The 20065-nt window shown below is 49.2% G+C and carries 9 protein-coding genes; all 9 read left to right on the top strand.

The window, feature by feature from the left end:
- The first annotated feature begins 150 nt into the window (after positions 1-150).
- Positions 151-1296, top strand: a complete 1146-nt coding sequence (locus tag RB620_RS15935) for a glycosyltransferase family 4 protein (RefSeq protein ID WP_308095908.1) — start codon at positions 151-153, stop codon at positions 1294-1296.
- 344 nt (positions 1297-1640) lie between these two features.
- Positions 1641-5801 carry an S-layer homology domain-containing protein gene (locus RB620_RS15930; protein ID WP_308095906.1) on the top strand — a complete coding sequence of 1387 codons (4161 nt, stop codon included), beginning with the start codon at positions 1641-1643 and terminating at the stop codon, positions 5799-5801.
- A 514-nt stretch (positions 5802-6315) separates the two neighbouring features.
- Positions 6316-9165 carry a hypothetical protein gene (locus RB620_RS15925; RefSeq protein ID WP_308095904.1) on the top strand — a complete coding sequence of 950 codons (2850 nt, stop codon included), beginning with the start codon at positions 6316-6318 and terminating at the stop codon, positions 9163-9165.
- A 125-nt stretch (positions 9166-9290) separates the two neighbouring features.
- On the top strand, positions 9291-11774 hold the full coding sequence (locus RB620_RS15920) for a hypothetical protein (protein ID WP_308095903.1): 2484 nt from the start codon (positions 9291-9293) through the stop codon (positions 11772-11774).
- Between the two features lie 66 nt (positions 11775-11840).
- On the top strand, positions 11841-12380 hold the full coding sequence (locus RB620_RS15915; protein WP_308095901.1) for a hypothetical protein: 540 nt from the start codon (positions 11841-11843) through the stop codon (positions 12378-12380).
- Positions 12381-12579: 199 nt separating this feature from the next.
- Positions 12580-12861 carry an alpha/beta-type small acid-soluble spore protein gene (locus RB620_RS15910; protein WP_308095899.1) on the top strand — a complete coding sequence of 94 codons (282 nt, stop codon included), beginning with the start codon at positions 12580-12582 and terminating at the stop codon, positions 12859-12861.
- A 184-nt stretch (positions 12862-13045) separates the two neighbouring features.
- On the top strand, positions 13046-14254 hold the full coding sequence (gene metK, locus RB620_RS15905) for a methionine adenosyltransferase (protein ID WP_308095897.1): 1209 nt from the start codon (positions 13046-13048) through the stop codon (positions 14252-14254).
- Positions 14255-14422: 168 nt separating this feature from the next.
- A complete protein-coding gene (locus RB620_RS15900) occupies positions 14423-18880 on the top strand; it encodes an Ig-like domain-containing protein (RefSeq protein WP_308095896.1) in 4458 nt (1485 codons plus the stop codon).
- A 290-nt stretch (positions 18881-19170) separates the two neighbouring features.
- The gene (locus RB620_RS15895; protein WP_308095894.1) at positions 19171-19890 is read left to right on the top strand and encodes a hypothetical protein; all 720 of its coding nucleotides are present in this window, start codon (positions 19171-19173) and stop codon (positions 19888-19890) included.
- Positions 19891-20065: the final 175 nt, after the last annotated feature.

Raw genomic sequence — 20065 nt, 5'->3', positions numbered from 1 at the left:
TGGAGCAAAACGAAACGACATGCGCGGGCTCGCACCGAATGAAATCGGTCGGGGCTTGTCCGAATAAGCGGTCGTTTCGCAGTGAAAGCTAAGCGGAGTATAGCTCTATGGGCGGCTGCTTACGTTTTCGGAAAAAGGAGAGTTGTACACATGCCTATCGGCTTCTTGTATACCATCGGATTCGTAATTTCATTATTGTTGGCGCTTGCGATGACGCCGCTCGTGAAGAAATTCGCGTTTAAGGTCGGCGCGATCGACAAACCGAACCACCGCAAAGTACATACGCGCATCATGCCGCGTATGGGCGGGCTTGCGATCTACGTCGCGTTCGTAGGCGCGTTCCTGCTTGTACAGCCTTTCATACCGGAGGGGCTGCTTCGTCCGCGGGACGTGAACATGATCAACGCGCTGCTCGTTGGCGGGACGATCATTATTATTTTGGGAGCGCTTGACGATCGTTTCGAGCTCTCGGCGAAGGTTAAGCTGCTTGGCCAAATCGCCGCAGCATGCGTCGTCGTGTTCGGCTTCAACGTGCATATCGACCTCGTGAACGTGCCGTTCGGCGATACGATGCAGCCAATCGCGCAATGGATCGGCATTCCGCTGACGATTATTTGGATTGTCGGCGTGACGAACGCCATCAACCTGATCGACGGCTTGGACGGCCTTGCGGCCGGCGTATCCGGCATCGCAATCGCTACGATCGCGGTCATGGCTTCCTTGATGGGCTTCCAGCCCGTCATCTTGCTTAGCACGTTGCTGCTCGGCGGCATCATCGGCTTCCTGGTGTTCAACTTCCACCCGGCGAAGATCTTCATGGGCGACTCGGGTTCGCTGTTCCTCGGGTTCAGCTTGGCCACTTTGTCCATGCTCGGCTTCAAACAGGTGACAATCGTTTCCTTCGTTACGCCGCTGCTTATTATCGGCGTGCCGCTGTCGGATACGTTCTTCGCGATCGTACGACGTTGGGTGAACAAAAAACCGATCTTCGCGCCGGACCGCGGACATCTGCATCACCGCCTGCGCGACCTTGGCTTCAGCCACCGCCGCACGGTTCTGATCATCTGGGGCGTAGCCGCCATCTTCGGCGTTATCGCCATCATCCAATCCGCCGTCGTGCAGTCCAGCGCGGCCAACTGGATCACGTTCGCCGTTATCTGCATGTTGATGTTCTTCCTGCAGATCGGCGCCGAAGTGACGGGCATCGTCGACAAGACGCGCCGTCCGCTGATTAACTTCCTGGCGCGCATCGGCCTCTTGAGAGCCGCCAAAGCGGAAGCGCAATCGCGCAAGTAACGCAATCATTATTCGATCCTAAACCCCGTACCTGCTTAATTGCAGGCTGCGGGGTTTTTCTTTTTGCTGCCTTCCTTTTCCCCTCCGTTCGACAAGCATGATCCATGCCGCCGAGATGAGCGATACGGGACCCTAAGCCTACCCGGCAATCTAATCGCGTTCGCGACTAAACATCTGCCCGCCAGTGACCGATAAAGTAAATACGGAACTTTTCTGCGGTCAGTGCGTCTATTAGTCTGATTAGATAAATCTGACTAAAGAGGAAAAGGGAGGAATAATTTTACGCAAGTTCGACAAACCACATCGATGACAATGTTAGATCTACATAAAGGAGGAACACCGTTTTGAGAAGAGCATTAGCACTGATCTTGACCATCGCTTTATTCATCACCCTGCTCCCAACCTACGTTGCCCCGCAGACGGCTTCGGCGGCGGGATCTTATTTCTTGTTCCCGAATGAACATGATACGCCGGGCAATGCCCGTATCGTATCGACGGAATCGATCTCTCTCCAGGGCACGATCAATGGCGTAGTGGGCAGCTCCATCAGCTATAACGTGAAGCAAGTCACGGCATCCGGCACGGTGCTGAACACGACGGAAGAAATCACGACAGGCATTGCAACGACCGGTGATAACAAAATTACCGTCAGCAACCTGATCCTATTCCCGGGCCTTAACAAAATCACGTTCAAAGGGATCGCTGGTTCCTCTGAAGTCAGCGAATCCATTTATATTGATTACCGTAACAGCCCGATGCTGTACGATATGAAGATTACTTTTGAGAACAAAGATTACGAAATGCCGGAAAACCAGCCGACGATGCTTTATTCCACGGCTCCGGTCATTCAGGACAAAGGACAAATCGTCATTACAGGCAAAGCGCCTAACGCCACGAAAGTAACGATCGTCATCAACGGACGCAGTTACGACTTCAACGTATCCACGTCGACGAACGAAAGCCGTTTTAGCACCTCCCAGCTGAGCATCGACAAAGGCATCAACATCATTACATTTAAAGTCCTAAACGGCGGGCAGGTCGTCGAGACAACCCGCGAGGTCGCTTTCTATAACGGCGAAGTAACGTACTATAATTTGAAAATCAAGGATTCCCAGACAACTCCGCAAATCGTAAATTTGGAAAATAATCTGAACTTCCTTACGCCAAGCGTGGCTACGGGCCAGATCAAGATCGATGGAACGGCGATTATCCCGCTGCCGCTTCGCGATTTGCCAACTAATCCGAACAATACGATCGATCCGAACGGTGCGGGCGTTAATTTCTCCACCGAATTAGCCAACCGTCTCAAGATGGAGCTTCAAGAAGGCAACGGAACAACGCAAACGCTCAGCCCAACGGTGGGCACCGTAACGTATACTCCATCGACAATTGACGCAAGCACGAAATTCATTAGCGTTAATTTCTCGTATACGCTTCCGGATCTAACATTCGATGAATCCAATCGCATTCGTTTTATCGCACCGAACAATGCGGTGTTCAACTATTCCAATTGGACAAGCTTCACTGTACGCAACAGCAACGTTTCTTATATCTATGACATTAACTACTTGTCTGGCTTTGATAACTCGATGACAAATCCGGCGACGAACGCATCCCGCATCTTGGGTCTTCAAGGGGCCGACATCCCGAGCGAAGGCGTTAACGTCTTCTCCATGCCGATGGCGGTGGAAATTTTGGTCGGGAATTATACCGTGCTCGGTGGGACGCATAATGATCTATTCAAAATGAACGGAATTGACGAAGATACGACGGGAGCTCCGTTTAAGCAGATTTATTCGATGGGCTCCACGCCGCTGTCCGAAATCGTGTACCGTACGATTAACGGTCAATCCGTACCGTTCCTGCGGACGTTCGTCCAAATCAACGAACTTCCGAAATCCGGGACGAACACAATAGGGTTTGCGCTTAATCGTACCGCCAACGTGTCTACGGAAACGAAACAGATCATTGCCAAGCTGCTCTACGGACCGCATATGAAGTTCGATAAAGTCGTGGACGGCATGAAAATCGAATTCGACTCCGTGAGAGAATCGAAGGACAGCCTGATCAACAAACTTGGCGAATTGAAAGGTCAATTGTTCAACGTCGTCAACAGCGCCGAAATTGTATATGGTACATCCGTTTTTCTTTACATTAATAATGTAGAAATCCCATTAGCGCCGGATGGCACCATCTCCAAATTCAAACCGTTGAACCTAGGCAATTCGGATGCGACTTTGCACGGGGCTGCTCGGGATAGAATCTTCGGCGTATTAAATAAGGCGGGGGAAAACACGATCAAGTTCGTCTTCCGTTCTGCCAAGAACAATTATGAGAATACGTTGAAATTTACGATCGTGCCAAGCAACCTGCCGGTCATTCCGGCGCCGAACACGGATGGCGTTTATCCTTACAGCCAGAACCTTGCGACACCGCTGCCGAACGATCCGAGCTTCCCGAAACAAGGGACTGTATTTACAACCAAAGAAGCATACTACAATGTATACGGAACGTTCGACTTCGTTGACCTGGGTAGCGACTTCAACAACAATTCCAATACGGCACACGCCGCTTTGGGCGATAAACAAAACTACATCGTGACAATCGCTTCCCCGAACTGGAAGACGAACGTCGTATGGAACCTTGGCATGGAGTTTACGCCAACACGCAAAGGAGTTCCGCTAGCCGGTTACGAGAATACCCCGTTCAACAAAGGAACGAACTCCAACCCTACAACTGCGGATGCGGACGTCGCCTTCTATTACGATGTGGACGGGCAATATTTCTATTACAAAATCTTGAGTCAGGTCATGCCGGATGACGGAAGTTCCATGGTTTATGTCACGACCGTATTTAATGCGGGCGAAGCAGGACCAAGAGCGACTCACCGCTTGGAGATCGACTCCGTATCGATTCCGTACACGATTCAAAAGCCGTTGAAAGAAGAAACGATCACGAACCAAAACTTCGTGGAAGTCATTATTTCTTCGCCGGGCGCGGATTCCGTGACAATCGATAAACAAGTGGCGGAGAAAGTGACCTATATTAACTACAGCGAAGGCGACGAAAATCTAATCGAGGCATTCCGTCTTGTCGTCAAAGATTTGCGGGCCGGAAAAGAAACCGGAATTGAATTTGAGATTACGCGCGGCGATGATACGATTGAGCAAGAATTGATCGTGAAATACGTCCCTACTAATATACCGGGCGCACAAATGATGGAGACGATGAAGTCGTCCCATAAGCTGTTCAATAATGCGCTGTCGCTGTCTTTCGGCAAAAATACGCAGCTTATCCGCCCGAAATACAACAACTCGTCGGGCCATGCGACGCAAGTTTATAATGGAAACGATATTCTGTTCGCGATCGCCAACCCGAATGACGGCATCGTCGATCGCCATTTGTACGACAGCCAACCGCCGAACTATTCGGCGAACAGTCAGGCGGAAGGTAACCTGCATATCGGATACCGGTTCCAGGATCAAGCAAGACAGTTCATCAAGGCGAGTCCGTTATTTTGGATAGACGCGGGATTGGCGGATAACCCGGATCCTTCTTCGCCGGCGTACGACCCGATCACAACCGGACTTGATCCGTTCCCGTTCCCTAATTTGGTCGGCAAGCATACGGGAACATTCGCCAGCCGTTGGAACCAGTTCGACCGTGAATTGATACCAAGCGCTCCGGGCAGCTTGACGATTACTTACGATTCCAATGTAGTGCAAAGCGCCGGAACGACCATTACGGTATTCCGATTCGATCCGTATAACAGCACGTGGGAGAATATCGGCGGCGTCGTTGACGAGAAAAAGCGGACTGTAACCGTTCCGTTCACGAAATTCGGCTACTACGTGGCCGTGAAGCTGACGCGCGGTTACAATGATATCACGGACCATCCGTATGCCCGTGAAGCCATGGATGCTATTTTCGCCAAAGGAATTATGAATGCAATTGATCCGATCGGTGTGTTCGGCGGAGACCGTTACGTGACTCGCGGCGAGTTTACGCGCATGATCGTTAGAGCGATGGATCTTCCGCTCAATTATGAAGGGGCCCATCACTTCTCCTATTATCCGGAGACCATAACGAATGCGAACAACTCCAGCGCCATCTATGATTATCGATATATCGAGACCGCTGCAAGAGCAGGCATCGTTAACGGCAAACGTCCGGGCTTCTTCGACGAGGATGTGGAGCTCACGCGGCAAGAAGCATCGGTTATTCTAGCGAGGGCGTTGCAGCTTAAGCTAGAGACCGATTCGACGAAAGCTAAGAAGTCACTGGATAAGATTTTCAAGGACTCAGGTACGTTTGATTTCTACTCCATCCCGTCGGTTCTTGCGATTCAGAAAAAAGCCTTTATCCAGGGCAAGCTGATCAATCCGCTGGAGCCGAAGGAAGGTTCGGTATTCGAGCCGAAGGCACGTCTGCTTCGCAGTGACGCGGCGATCATTATGTCGCGTGTTATGAACGATATGGATAAGCTACCGAAAATTTATAACTAATCGTGAGATGGAGGCCGGCAGCTTTGCCGGTCTCTTTCGTTTATTTGTAATTGTTTTAATGCGTCTTGCAATGAGTATAAAGGCTTGTACGAGATTCATAGGTGCAAACTTATCCATGGAAAAAGTTAAGCATCGACGGTCCGCATGAAAACGAGCTATACTAACGAAGTGCCTTGGAGAAAGTGCGACCAAAACGCAAAAAACTTCGAAAAGTTTTTCGTAAGAATCGCAACTTTTCCGCGTAACCAACGTTTAAATACATGACGTTGTCACAAGGGCGCACAAATGATGCTCCGGATAGGCATTATACAGGGAACGACTGCCATGATTTCACAAGTTCCTCTTTACGGTGGCAATAGCCCATTGTATAATGTTATAGTGATGCAGCGAGTCTAGCATCTATTCTTTCATGGTTTACAAGTTTCTACGACATCGGCTTACATAGGGTTAACCATGTCCGTAGACATCATTTATACAAATTTATGCTCAACTCTGGGAAGGGGGTGAATCGGCTATGAGGGAAACGAGCAATTCATTATCTCTACAAAACTCTCAACAACCGAAGCAATTTAGAGGAGGAGAAAAAAAGGTTATGAAGAAAAGTTTATCCCTGTTAGTTGCGATCGCAATGGTATTCTCCATGTTCGCAACTGTAGTATCCGCAGCAGAAGAACCAACTGCTGGTGAATATTTGAACGAGCTTGGTGTTATTTTGGGTAACGCTGACGGCGACCTGAAAGAAGACCAAACTTGGAAACGTCAAGACGCAGTCGTTCTTCTGTCCCGCCTGTTCGGCGCTGAAGACGAAGCAAAAGACGCTGAAAAAACGCATGAATTCGAAGACGTAACTGACGCTAACTACGATGGTTACATCTCCTGGGCAGTAGAAGTAGGTCTGGTACAAGGTAAAAGCGCAACAGAATTCGGCTTCGGCGACGAACTCGAAACTCGCGACTTCTACCTGCTGATCCTTCGCGCTCTTGGTCAAGACGTTGAGTACGACCAAGTTGACGAAGTAGCAGTTGAAGCTGGTCTTGCACCAGAAGACACTGATTTCGACGCAGTTCCGCTTCGTGGCGAAACTTACGTTGCAATCGTTGGCGCTCTGAAAACTGAAGTTGAGCCAGGCGTAACGCTTGAGCAAAAACTCGGGTTGGTAGAAGTTGCTAGCCAAGTTTCCTCCGCTGCAGCAGTTGGCGTGAAAAAAGTTGAAGTTAAATTCAACTCTGCTGTTGACACGACTAAAGCTACTTTCTCTCTGAAAAGAGGCGCAACAGTAGTTAACGTTTCTAAAGTTACTTTCAATGAAGCGAAAACTGCTGCTACTCTTGAAACAAGCATCGCACTTGCTGCTGGCGATTACACAGCAACAGTAAGTGGCTTGGGATTCGCTGCTGGTAAGGATGTTGCTACATTCTCCACTACTGCTGAGCGTATCGAGACTGTATCGGTAGAAGAAAATGGTTACCGCACTGCTGCGATTGCAGGGACTAACGATGTAGAAGTGGCATACAAACTTCTTAACCAATACGGTGAAGAAGTAAGTGCTGGTGTAGCTGGTTCGCTGACTGCGACTTCCACAGTTGGTGTTGCTGGAACTCCTGCAAGCGGAAAAGTTACAATTGCAGGCGTGCCTAGCACTACAACTTCTCTGAACCTGACTGTAGTTGATCTGAAATTTGCTAAATCTGCTACAAAAACAGTTGCTGTTCAACTTGCTAAGCATGTTGCAGAAGTAACACTAAGCACTCCTGAAGTAGAAGCAGGAAAAACTCTTGAGTCCAATAAATCGGATATCAAACTTCCATACGTTGCAAAAGATCAGTATGGCAACACAGTTGACCTGACTGATGCAAGTTTTGCTGGTTTGACATTCATTAAGAGTGATGAAATTTCGAATATTGAGTTGACTGGAGACAAGAAGAAACTTCAATTCGATATCGCTCAATTCAATGGTCCTAAAACTCTTTCTATTCAAGTGATTGTTAATGCAACTGGCAAATCCAGCAAGATTGAATTTGCTGTAAATGGCCAGAAATCCATTAGTTCTGTTAGCCTGGTAGCTCCAGCTGACCAATTTGGTCTTGGCCAAGCTAACTACAAAGTTGAAATCCAAGCTAATGACCAGTATGGCAATGCTCTGACTGCACAAGAAATTGCCGATAAAGCGGCTGCTGAGCTTGTTATCACTTCCGGAAACACAGGCGTATTCCAAGTTGGTTCCGTAGTTAAAGATGGCGACAAGGCTTATGTACAAGTAACAAGCCCTGGCGCTACTAAGGGAACTGCATTGCTGCTAGTAACTGTAAAAGCTAACTCCAACAATGCAAATGTTTCCCTGACTGTAGTTGACGCTAAGTACGCGGCTGCAATCAACGTAGCTTCCGGTGTTACTAAAGCAGTTAAAGGCGCAGCGATCACGCTGAAAGGCACTTTCACTGATCAATACGGTAACGCATATACAGCAGGCGCTGCTACTGTTGTTGTTGTTGAAGCTGACAACGCAAACTTCGGTACTGTTGTAGACACAGCTTACTCTGTAACAGCTATTAAAGATACTGGTATCACATTGACTGCTGCTGACCATGACAAAGCTACGAAAGTAACTTTCAAATTGTTTGATACAGCTACTAATGCTGCAGCTTATGTAGCTAACAACAATACAACAACTGGTCTGCTTGACACTGCTACTGTTGACCTTGCTTCCGTTAAGTCCGACGCTGCTCTGACTTACGAAGTTGAAGCTCTGGGTACAGTTGCTGCAAAAGCTGCAGGCTTGACTACAAGCAAATACGCAAAAGAAATCAAAGTAGTAGGTAAAGATGCTAGCGGCGCTAAAGTTGCTCTGCAATCCGGCGTAATCCAAACGGCTTCTTCTGCTGACTCTTCCACTCTGGTTGTTAACGACACAGATGGCGGTGTTTGGAAAGTCGCTGGTGTAACGGACAAAGAAGGCACTGTTAAAATCAACCTCTACCTTGCTAAGCAAAACGGCGAAGTAGTTGTTCAAACTGCTGACGTAACAGTTTCCAAAGCTGCTCCAGTTGTTGCTTCTATTACAGCTAAGAAGAACGACGATGCAGTTACTAAAGTAACAGTTACAACTGGCACAGCTATTGCTGACGTTCTTGCTAAAAACGCAACGCTTTGGTTCGAAGCGAAAGACCAATACGGAGTTGCTGCTGATGGTGCTGCTAATGGCCCAGCAACTGCAATCTTCGTAACTGACCAAGCTGGCGCAGTAGCGCTTGACACTGACCGCGCTGTAACATTTAACGCTGTTGGTACTTGGAAAGTTAACGTATCTTCCGGTACTCAATCGGTAACGGTTGAAGTAACTGTAACTGCTCCTCCTGCACCATAATTAAACATGATTAAAAAGAAATCCCCTCCGGGGGATTTCTTTTTTTGTTCATGAGTCGTTCACGAAACATTGCTATACTTAATTACGTCTATATGGATAATAGAAGTAAAAAGGGAGTGAACAGCATGTTTCGTCGCATGGCTATTGGTGTAGTGGTAGGTACTCTTATTGCCACATCTAGCGTTACGGTACCAACAAATGTACTAGCAGCACAAGCTGCGCCAGCCGCAAGTCACTTTTCGCCTACAAAACTTAATGCGGTCTATTTGACGGGGAAAAGCTATTTGAAGTTAAAATCTGCCGATATTGTAGAAGGAGAAAAAGGTCGTGCCTTTGTCTTTACCATTACCGTTTATAATGGCGAAAGCAGGACGGTTGATCTTATCGATTATTGGTTTAAAGTAAAAAATAAAAGCGGTTCGAACTTTAAAATAAAAGCGGCCGACGCTAATGTGAAAGAAGTTATTCCAGCACAATCAAATCGTGATTTTACATACTACGCTGAAATAGATGAAAATACGAAGTTGTCTGATCTCAATGTTGAAGTTATTAAGTGGGACTTCAGTGTATCCACTTACGAAAGAAGAGTTGGATTAATTTCGATTCCTAAAAACTATAACAATGTGACGCCTTATGGTCAGACCCAACAATATAAGTGGAATAATCAATTGGTAACAACGAAACTGACTAACGGTATTTTAGCGAAAGACAGCGAATTACAGCATGTTTCTTTTACTTGGCAAATTGTCAATAACGGAACTCTTCCTGTCAAGTTTGCAAATACGAAGTTTGTAATTAAGACTGCTGAAGGTTTAATTTATCCGATTGAATATGATCTAGCTACCGAATCCGTAGCTGCACGCGAAAAAAAGGATTTTCTTCTTAGCGCAACTATTCCCGCTTCTGTATCATTGACTGGTGCTAAGCTTGTTTGGGTACAACAAACGGAAACCATGGCCTATGGACTGCCTATAGTTAATCATGAAATAAAAGCAAAAGCCGAGGATTTGAAGGAAACTGCAGTTATTAAGATAAATTCTGGAACGCAGATCGTGGAAGGAAAACCAGATGAGGTTGTAACCACATCGATTTCGAATAAATTAAATCGTTTCACCATAGAGTATCAGTTATTAAATACCGGCAAAAAAAATGTGATTCTGCCTGCACTTTCATTTGAATACACTTCGGCAAGCGGTGCAACTTACCCAATGGAAGTAAAGGATGCGGCTGGGACTATTTCCATCAATCCGGGAATTAATAAGTCTGTGGATGTTTCGGTTGAAATTCCTTCCTCTGAAACAACTAATAAGGGTACATTGTATGTGTATGAAACGATTAAAGTCAATAATAAGGATGTCAAACGATTGCTTGGTAAACATGCGGTTACCGCTTCAAATCAAGTAACAGAAAATACAGCATTCGGTAAAAAGGTCGATTATAAAAACACGCAAGGATCCTATCAAGTTACGATCGATCAATTATATAGAAATCCATGGAACAATGAAGATCTTATTCAAGCTGAAATACAGGTATCTAATACAATGACTACGACAACTAGTCTTCCTGCACCTGAATTAACGGCCAGTGTCTATTTGGACGGCGTATTGTTAAAAGAGCAAGTACAACTTATAAAAACGAATAACAAAATCACATTAAGCAAGGGTGAAACGGCTAAGTATCTAGTACTAACAAAAATCCCTTACCTGCAAGAGTTCTCAAAAGTTGAAATTAAAGTAAACGAAAAAGTTGCGGAAAATGCGATTCATATTGGAACGTTTGCAGGCACAAATGCGATCAAAACACCAAAAAGCTATAAATTAGGCAGCACGATCTTATCGCAAAGAGAAGATAAAAAATCGGATATAACGGCAAAAGGAATAAAGATCTATGAAGGTCAGAATACAAGCATGGTTTATGTTGATCTTGAACTAACGAACAAAGGCAGCCGTGTTGATCAGCTGAACTCCTGGGTGGGATATTTCCGGAACAAAGCGGGAATGGTTTTCCCTGCAATTATTGGATCTACCGCAGATTTGATCAATCCGTTCGGGAAAGTTAGCACGTATGCATATACGTTGATCCCGAAAAATGTGGGGTATGATGATTTTGAACTTATTTTAGGTGAGGGGATTGTTGAATCTAAATTTGCTAATCCAACAGACAAAGCAACAGCGTATCTACATCCTTCTATTACAAAATTAGATTATACATCTATAGCGCCTGCAACAACATTCGAGAACCTAGAGCTAAATCCATACAAGTTGAGCTTTAATAGAGTTCTAGCAAGTATCCTAGACGAAAGAAGAATTGTTCTTAATTTTAATTATGCTATGGAAATTTCCGAGTCTTCACAGAAAGACTTGACTAGCCATGATATCATCTTAGAGTTAGTAGATGACAACGGTAAGCGATACGAAAAAACTTTCAAAATAGGCGAAGATCTTGTCGTAACCAGGAATTCTCGACAAGAGATTATTATTGAAGATCCTAATTTGTTCGTTAATATCCCGAAATTCACAAACTACACATTAAACATCTATGATGCCGTTGATAAACATAAGAGATTGTTGGCTTCAAAACGACTAGAATGGTTTATTACATCCTCTTAAGCTAGTAAAACCGCGGTGATTCTAGTATTCTTGAAACAGAGTACTAGATAAGGAGGAGACTTCGTAGTGAAACAAAAGGTATGGAAGCTTGCCGGCGCGGCAGTCGTGATTGCGGCAGGCGTGTGGGTCGGGATGGTTGTCGGGAATCCGCTTGAGGCGAATTCGAATGCCGTTACACCTGGTACGATCGAAGATCCCATCGTGACGAAGAGCTACGTCGACGAGCAGATCGCGAAGTTGCTGAACGGCGGAACAGGTGATAATGGTTCGGGCGGCAACAACGGTGGAACCGGTTCTGAAGGCGGACAGAACGGATCGGGCAGCGGTTCGGCCGTGAAGCTTGAAGTCGTTGAACTGCCGATGGGTAAGACGTTGATGGCCAAAGCAGGAACGGAAGTTGTCGTTCGCGTGGGCATGGCCATTGCTTATAGCTCGGACACGAATGGGATTTCGGATTTGACCGGCGGTGTAGACATTAAGAGCGGCAAGGATGTGCCGACGAACCACTTAATATGGTTCCCTCGCGACGGTCGCGGCATTAAAGGTCATCCTGATGAGATCATTCCGCTTACGTTAATTGTTAAAGGGCCTTATGTGATTCAATAATTCGGAAAATAAAGGAACTGTCACGTTCAATTAAAGAGCGTGGCAGTTTTTTTGTTACTGGATCATGACGATGACCGACCTCTTATTGCCTTCCACTCATGACATAATCTGCGCGCAATGACAAAAGGTTATACGCTTGAGCCGTAGTTATAGGAAGCACAATAAGGTCGTAATCTCATTTCATACGGAGGTGTAAGCCATGAGTCGTTCCAATAAAGTTGTAGTTCCACAGTGTAAATCCGCATTGAACCAAATGAAATATGAGATCGCTGCCGAATTCGGTCTTGTAAGCGGTGGTTATAGCGGCGCCGGTGCAGACACCGAGTTTGCCGGTGAGTTGGGAGCCCATAGCGGCGGAAGTGCGGGAAGCGTTCAATGGTCGTCGCTGTCGACGCGGCAAGCGGGTTCCGTTGGCGGAGAAATAACAAGAAGGTTAGTCGCGCAAGCGGAACAAGTGATGGGCGGAGGCTTTACGCTTTAAGATTTTGTGGTTCCGAACATTAATTGGCAAGTCCGGCTTCCATTGACACTAAGCGACATTTTCGGTATCATGTTTTTTTAGAAGAAGAGTTGTCTAACAACCTTTTCCTTCGCGGAAAAGGTTCATTTTTTGTGTAAAACAAAAGCACTTATTGAATACTAAGGTTTGTAGGAGGTTGATACGGATGTCGGTAAAAGGACGCCACTTATTCACATCGGAATCAGTAACGGAAGGCCATCCGGATAAAATTTGCGATCAGATTTCTGACGCGGTATTGGATGCATTCTTGGAAGCTGACCCTAACGCTCGCGTAGCTTGCGAAGTTTCTGTTGCGACTGGCCTCGTGCTTGTCATCGGCGAAATTTCCAGCCGCGCGGATTATATCGATATTTCGGCGATTGCTCGCAAGACGATCAAAGAAATCGGCTACACACGTGCGAAGTACGGCTTCGACTCCACGACTTGCGCTGTTCTGACATCGCTGAACGAGCAGTCCGCGGATATCGCCCAAGGCGTTAACGCAGCTCTTGAGACGCGTGAAGGCAAAGATATGAAACAAGAAAACGAAGATATCGGCGCTGGCGACCAGGGCCTGATGTTCGGTTTCGCGACGAACGAAACGCCTGAGCTTATGCCTCTTCCAATCGCGTTGTCGCACCGCATCGCTCGCCGCTTGGCGGAAGTTCGCAAGAACGACACGCTGGGCTACCTGCGTCCGGACGGCAAGACGCAAGTTACGATCGAATACGTGGACGGCAAGCCGGTTCGCGTCGACACGATCGTTGTTTCCACGCAGCATGCGGAAGAAATCACTTTGGAGCAAATCCAACAGGATATCATGGAGCATGTCATCAAGCCGGTTGTTCCTACGGAATGGCTGGATGAGCAAACGAAATATTTCATCAACCCGACTGGCCGTTTCGTTATCGGCGGACCACAAGGCGACGCGGGTCTGACAGGCCGCAAAATCATCGTCGACACGTACGGCGGCTACGCTCGCCATGGCGGCGGCGCGTTCTCCGGCAAGGATCCAACGAAGGTTGACCGTTCCGCGGCTTACGCGGCACGCTACGTGGCGAAAAACATCGTTGCGGCGGGTCTGGCCGAAAAATGTGAAATCCAGCTTGCTTACGCGATCGGCGTTGCGAAGCCGGTTTCCATCAACGTTGACACTTACGGCACTGGCAAAGTATCCGAAGAAACGCTTGTTGAACTGATCACGAGCAACTTCGATCTTCGTCCGGCAGGCATTATCAAAATGCTTGACCTTCGCCGCCCAATCTACGCCCAAACCGCTGCATACGGCCACTTCGGCCGCACGGACGTTGATCTTCCTTGGGAGCGCGTTGACAAAGCCGAGAAGCTGAAAGCCGAAGCAGGCGTAATCGCTTAAGATCGGTTAATGCATTAGCTCCTTAGATCGTATATACGAATCGCAACCTAAACGTCGTTCTTTCCGTTATGTTCCATAACGGGAGAACGGCGTTTTTTGTCGTTAACCTAAATTTTTCAAGCTCAAAAACCGACAAATAGGGTACGAGTGTATTTGCTTAAGGAGTGAATGACGAAAATGAATCAAACCCGCAAGCTGTCCCTGTTCCTTTCCTTTGCCTTGCTGATGCAGTTAAGCTTGCCTGCCTCGGGATGGACGAATCGCGTTTCTTCCGTTACGGCCGCTCCCGGAGGTCCCGTCGAGGTGAGCTTGTCGCCCGCGGATAACTTGACGGAGGTGCCGCTCGGTGCCAATCTTGTCCTAACGTTCGATGAACCGGTAAGAGCCGGCTCTTCTACCGCTTTTATTTCCATATACAAATCATCCAACAATAGCTTGGTCGAAACCATTAGCGCGACGTCGGGTCAAGTGTCTGTTAACTATTCTAATCCTAGCGAAGTGACAATCAATCCATCGCTAAGCGCAACGAGTAATAAGTTCGAGCTGAACACGGCCTATTATGTGCTGATCGATGCGGGAGCTTTCGTCAATGTGTCGAACAGCGCAGCTTATGCAGGCATTCAAAATGCGACCAGATGGAATTTCCGAACCGTTCTGACTGAGGATAATGTAAGACCGACCTATACGACTCGTTCGCCAGAGGGCGGCACGCATGCCATCACTTCGCCGATCTCGCTGACATTTAGCGAGCCGGTTTATGCGGCAGCCGGCTTCATTACGTTAAGCTCGGCCGACGACACGCGGTACATCCCCGTGACGTCGGGCAACGTGACGGGCAGCGGCACGAACACGATGACGATCGTTCCCGAAGGAGCTTTGCTCCCGAATACCACGTATACGGCAACGATCGCAAGCGACAACTTCCAGGATGCATCGGGCAATACGTTCGCCGGCATGTCCTGGTCGTTCTCGACCGCTTCGGCGCCAGTGAACCTGGCAAGCTCCTTGCCATTCACGCCTGCGGACGATGCCACGCTTGTGCCGATCGACATGAATCTGACCATTCGTTTCGATCAGCCGATACAGGCGGGCAGCAGCACCAAATACATCGAAATTCGCCGCGTCAGCGACAACTCGGTCGTGGAGCGCATTCAGGCGAACTCTTCACGCGTCACGCTGAGCAACGGCAATACGACTGCAACGATCGACCCGGTGTCGAATCTGGCGGCAAGCACGGCCTATTATATCGTCATTGATCCTGGAGCCTTTACCCGTCCGAGTCCGAACACGGCGGAATGGTTCTACGGCATCTCGGCGGCTACGATCTGGAATTTCACGACGGGGTACGGCAACGATGTGACGGCGCCGGTCTTAACGGGCGTGACGCCGACGTATAACGGGACGGCAAGCGGCATGAGCACGCTGCTTACGTTAACGTTCAACGAAGAAGTGTACCCGAACAGCGGGAATATCGAGATTCGCCAATCCGTCGGCGGCACGTTGTTCCGCTCGATCCCGATCACGTCGGCGCGCGTGACGGGCGGCGGCACGAAGCAGCTAATCGTGGATCCGAACAAATACATTTCGTCATCCGACCCGGCTAAGTCATTCGTGAACAATACGCGATACTACGTGACGATCGGGAATCGCGCAATCAGAGACGGTGCGGGCAATTTCTACAGCGGCATTTCGAGCGCGACGGGTTGGACGTTTACGATTACGCAGGACGGCGTACGTCCGATGCTCCAGTCGTTAAGCCCGGCGAACGGATCGACGGCTGTGCCGGTGCAATCGCAATTTTCGGCTATTTTCGACAAGCCGATCATGACAGGACCGGGCGGCATCGCGTTCTACCCGGCCAGCGCGAATAGCTCCGCGCCAACGGTAGCGGGAACGTTTGGCGTCGACCCGGCGAATAACAAGCGGATCATCATTACGCCGAGCCAACCGTTAGCAGCCAATACTAACTACTACGTCAATATTGAAGAAAATGCGGTACTCGACTTGGTTGGCAACTCTTTCATCGGCATCCAGAACACCTACCAATGGACGTTCTTAACGATGGGTGGCGATACGACGGCGCCGACCGTCTCCAAGTCCGAAGTCAGCGGGTCGATCATTCGTTTGATTTACAATGAACCGCTGAACCCGGATCTAAAGCCTTCCCCTGCAAGCTACTACGTTACGGTAGCAGGGGCCCCGCGCAACGTAACCGCGGTCAAAGTCGAAGGCAATATGGTCGTTCTGACGCTGGCCAGCTCCGCCGGCAGCAATCAAAAGGTCATTTTATCCTATACGAGGCCCGCGACGGGTCTTGTGCAAGACGTATCCGGCAATCAGGCGGCCACGATCTCGAACATGGAAGTATCGAACGGATCGACGAGTACGGCTCCGGTCGTCACCAGTGGTTCCGCATACGGCAGTACGGTCGTCCTAAACTTCAGCGAGGCGCTGATGACGGTGAGTACGTATGCTTATACGCAGTTCACGGTCAACGTTGGGGGCAACAATTATAGCCCGACGTCCATCTGGCATAGCGGCAACGTCATCCAAATGACGGTGAACGCGTCGATGACCACCGGCCAGACCGTGCGCGTATCCTACAGTCCGATCAGCTACCCGCTCATCGGCGTGTCGGGCAATACGGTGGGCGCGTTCAGCAATTATACCTTGAACGGCAGCGGAACCGGCGGGGGAGCGGGAGATAATTTGTCTCCGAACGTCTTGAACATTACGGCGAGCGGGACGTTAGTATCGATCAAATACAATGAAGCGCTCAGCTTAAGCACCGCGCCGGCTACCTACCAGTACAGCATAACGGCAGATGGCAGTACGAGATCGGTCAGCAACGTCATTCTTTCGGGCGATACCGTATTCTTGACCTTGACCGCAAGCGTTACGACAGGCCAGAACATTCGGGTCTCGTATATCGGCACGAGCAATACGGTCACGGACTATAAAGGCAACGCGGCCGCTTCGTTCACGAACATCGCCGCAAACAGCGGCACGGGTACGGGGACGGGGCAACCCGGTACGATGAAGGGCGCCATTCTTAAAGGCCAGACCTTGACGCTTAGCTTTAACGAACCGCTCAATCCAACTATCGTACCGGCGAGCAGCCTATTTCTCGTCCGGGTCAAGGAGATGGTTAGAGCCGTCTCCAATGTTCAAATCTCGGGGCAATCGGTCATCCTTACGTTAACGACGCCTGCGAATGTAGGAGAATCGGCTACGATATCCTACTTTGCAAATACGTCAGGCTTAGTGACGCTCGGAGGGCAATCGGTGAGCGGCTTCACGAACGCCAACGTTGCGAACCAAACAACCTTGCTCGACACGCTGACGGGTGACTATGAAGCGTCTGAAGGCGGCGGCATCGCTATCAAATATACGGGGGCCAGCATCTCGACAGACACGTCCCCGGCAGGGGTAACCGCCAATCGTTATACGGTCAATAACGACAAATTTATTGCGGCGGTTACGACTTCGCGGAACGCGGGTATCGCCAGCCCGCGGATTGCGTTCAAGGTGCCGGACAGCGAACGCGCCGCGATTGTGGCAATCAACTTGATCGCGCTTGAGATGGCCAGCAAACAAGGCGGAGACGTCACGTTCGCGGTCGATCATAACGGCGCGACGTTCGAGCTTTCGCTACGAACGCTGAACTTCGCCGAGCTGTCCGCCATGGCCGGCGGCAACGGAATCTCCAACCACCTATTGATCGCGATCGACCAAGGCGCGAATAACAAAACATCATCCTTGTCGACCGCGCTTAACTCGTCCAAGGCGCAAGTTATCGAAGGTCCGGTCAGCTTCGAGACGTTCGTCGTGAACGGCGCTACGAAGGCGCCCCTGACGAACTTCAGCGGATACGTATCCCGGACGCTCAAAACGTCGTCAAGCGTGAACACGGGGCAATCCGCGGCCGTGTGGCTGGATCCTGTGACAGGCACGCTCTCCTATGTACCGACGACGTTCAAAACGGAGAACGGCGTAACGCGGGCTACCTTCAAGCGCAAGGGCAATAGCGCTTACGCGCTGGTCAAGAACACGTCCTCCTTCAGCGACATGGGCACGCATTGGGCGGCAGGCACGGTGCAGATGATGGCGCGAAAGTTCATCGTGGAAGGACATACGGTATCGAAATACGATCCCGATAAGGCCATCACGCGGGGCGAGTTCGCGACTTACATCGCGAAAGGACTAGGCCTGACCGGCGACAGGACGGCAGCGGCCAAGTTCAAGGACGTCAATAAGGATACGGTGATGGGCGCCTACATCGGAGCAGCTTCGGCCGCTGGCATCGTTAACGGCGTAAGCGGCACATCCTTCAAGCCAAACGATTCCATTACTCGTCAGGATATGGCGACGATGCTGATGCGAGCGGCGAAGGTGGCGGGTCTATCGGTGTCGCTGCCGAACTCGACCGACTCCTACCTGCAAGGCTTCTCGGATAAGAGCAAAGTAAGCTCTTACGCGAAGACGAACGTAGCGCAGGCGATTTATCTCGGCATCATCAACGGCAAGACGAACACGACGCTCAGCCCGACCACGAACGCATCGAGGGCGGAAGGCGCCGTCATGATCATGCGTTTGCTGGTCAAAGCGGATTTTCTGACGCCATAACCATTAAAGTCCCCGTCCTGCTTGCGAAGCAGTGACGGGGACTTTTTACCATCCTCCGATTTAAGTTTCACTTAAGAAAACTGCGTTATCCTTATTTACGTAATAAAAAACAAGCTGAAAGGTGGAAGTTATCGATGAACACACTGAGTAAGAAAATTGTAATTGGGAGTATCGCGACGTCAATCGTTTTAGGTGCAGGATATGCGGGAAGCTCGAACTCAACAGCATACGCAGCTGCGCTCAATGATTCGAACGATACCAATCAAGCAATGAAGATAGCGGAGGATGGAATGGGCGGAGCAAGTTTCTTGGACGAGCTTCTCTCCGCTTCTGATATGTTTTTTGGCGGTAATGCAGAAGAAGGACAACAGACGGAGTCGCAAACGGACAAGCTGCAAGAAATACTGAACGACTTGTTCGCAAGGCTGGGCAAAACTGCAGGATCGGACGCATCGACCGAGGAATCGGCAACAACCGACGATTCGGACGCAACAACCGAGGAAACAGATGCAACAACAGACGAATCGGATGCAATAACCGAGGAAACAGATGCAACAACCGACGAATCGGATGCAATAACCGAGGAAACAGATGCAACAACGGACGAATCGGATGCAATAACCGAGGAAACAGATGCAACAACCGACGAACCAAACGCATCGCCAGACGTTCAAGCACCAGGCGGCCCGATGGGACAGCCGGTCTACGATATCATTACTTTAACTGCTGACATTGTCGGGCTTGACGAAGATGAGATAATGACATCCCTGGATAGCGGCATGACGCTTCTCGAGATTGCCGAAGAAGCCGGCATGGACAAAGAAGCATTGTTGGATGAATTGACAATCGCCGTTGCCGCCGCAATCGAAGCTGCTACCCAGGAAGGTACGCTGACGGACGAGCAATCCGAACAGTTGTTGTCCGACTTGGCAACTCACCTGGAACGGCAGCTTGAAGGGAACCCAAACGAGATGACTTTGCCGGATGAATCGATCGAGGAAAATCAATAAGGGTTATCCAAGCAAAGCCTTGGTCCGATACACATCGGGCCAAGGCTTTTTAAGATCGCGCGTGCCCAGCTAAGCACGCATCTTCTAGCCGGTGAAAGTCCGGTCGCGGGAGGGGCCAAGCCCCCGCGTAGCTTGGATACTTACGTATGGCGAAATCTGTGCGTAAAAGCGTATC

Origin of the sequence: Paenibacillus sp. LHD-117, assembly GCF_030929555.1 — a bacterium.
In the GTDB taxonomy this organism is placed as follows: Bacteria; Bacillota; Bacilli; order Paenibacillales; family Paenibacillaceae; genus Pristimantibacillus.
The sequence above is the reverse complement of the archived record's forward strand: the minus strand, read 5'-3'. Positions and strand labels throughout refer to the sequence as shown.

Bases quoted from the DNA above. Each gene is read 5' to 3' on its own strand.
- RB620_RS15935 (WP_308095908.1), top strand. From the start codon at position 151: ATGCCTATCGGCTTCTTGTATACCATCGGATTCGTAATTTCATTATTG.
- RB620_RS15925 (WP_308095904.1), top strand. From the start codon at position 6,316: ATGAGGGAAACGAGCAATTCATTATCTCTACAAAACTCTCAACAACCG.
- RB620_RS15920 (WP_308095903.1), top strand. From the start codon at position 9,291: ATGTTTCGTCGCATGGCTATTGGTGTAGTGGTAGGTACTCTTATTGCC.
- RB620_RS15910 (WP_308095899.1), top strand. From the start codon at position 12,580: ATGAGTCGTTCCAATAAAGTTGTAGTTCCACAGTGTAAATCCGCATTG.
- metK (WP_308095897.1), top strand. From the start codon at position 13,046: ATGTCGGTAAAAGGACGCCACTTATTCACATCGGAATCAGTAACGGAA.
- RB620_RS15900 (WP_308095896.1), top strand. From the start codon at position 14,423: ATGACGAAAATGAATCAAACCCGCAAGCTGTCCCTGTTCCTTTCCTTT.
- RB620_RS15895 (WP_308095894.1), top strand. From the start codon at position 19,171: ATGGGCGGAGCAAGTTTCTTGGACGAGCTTCTCTCCGCTTCTGATATG.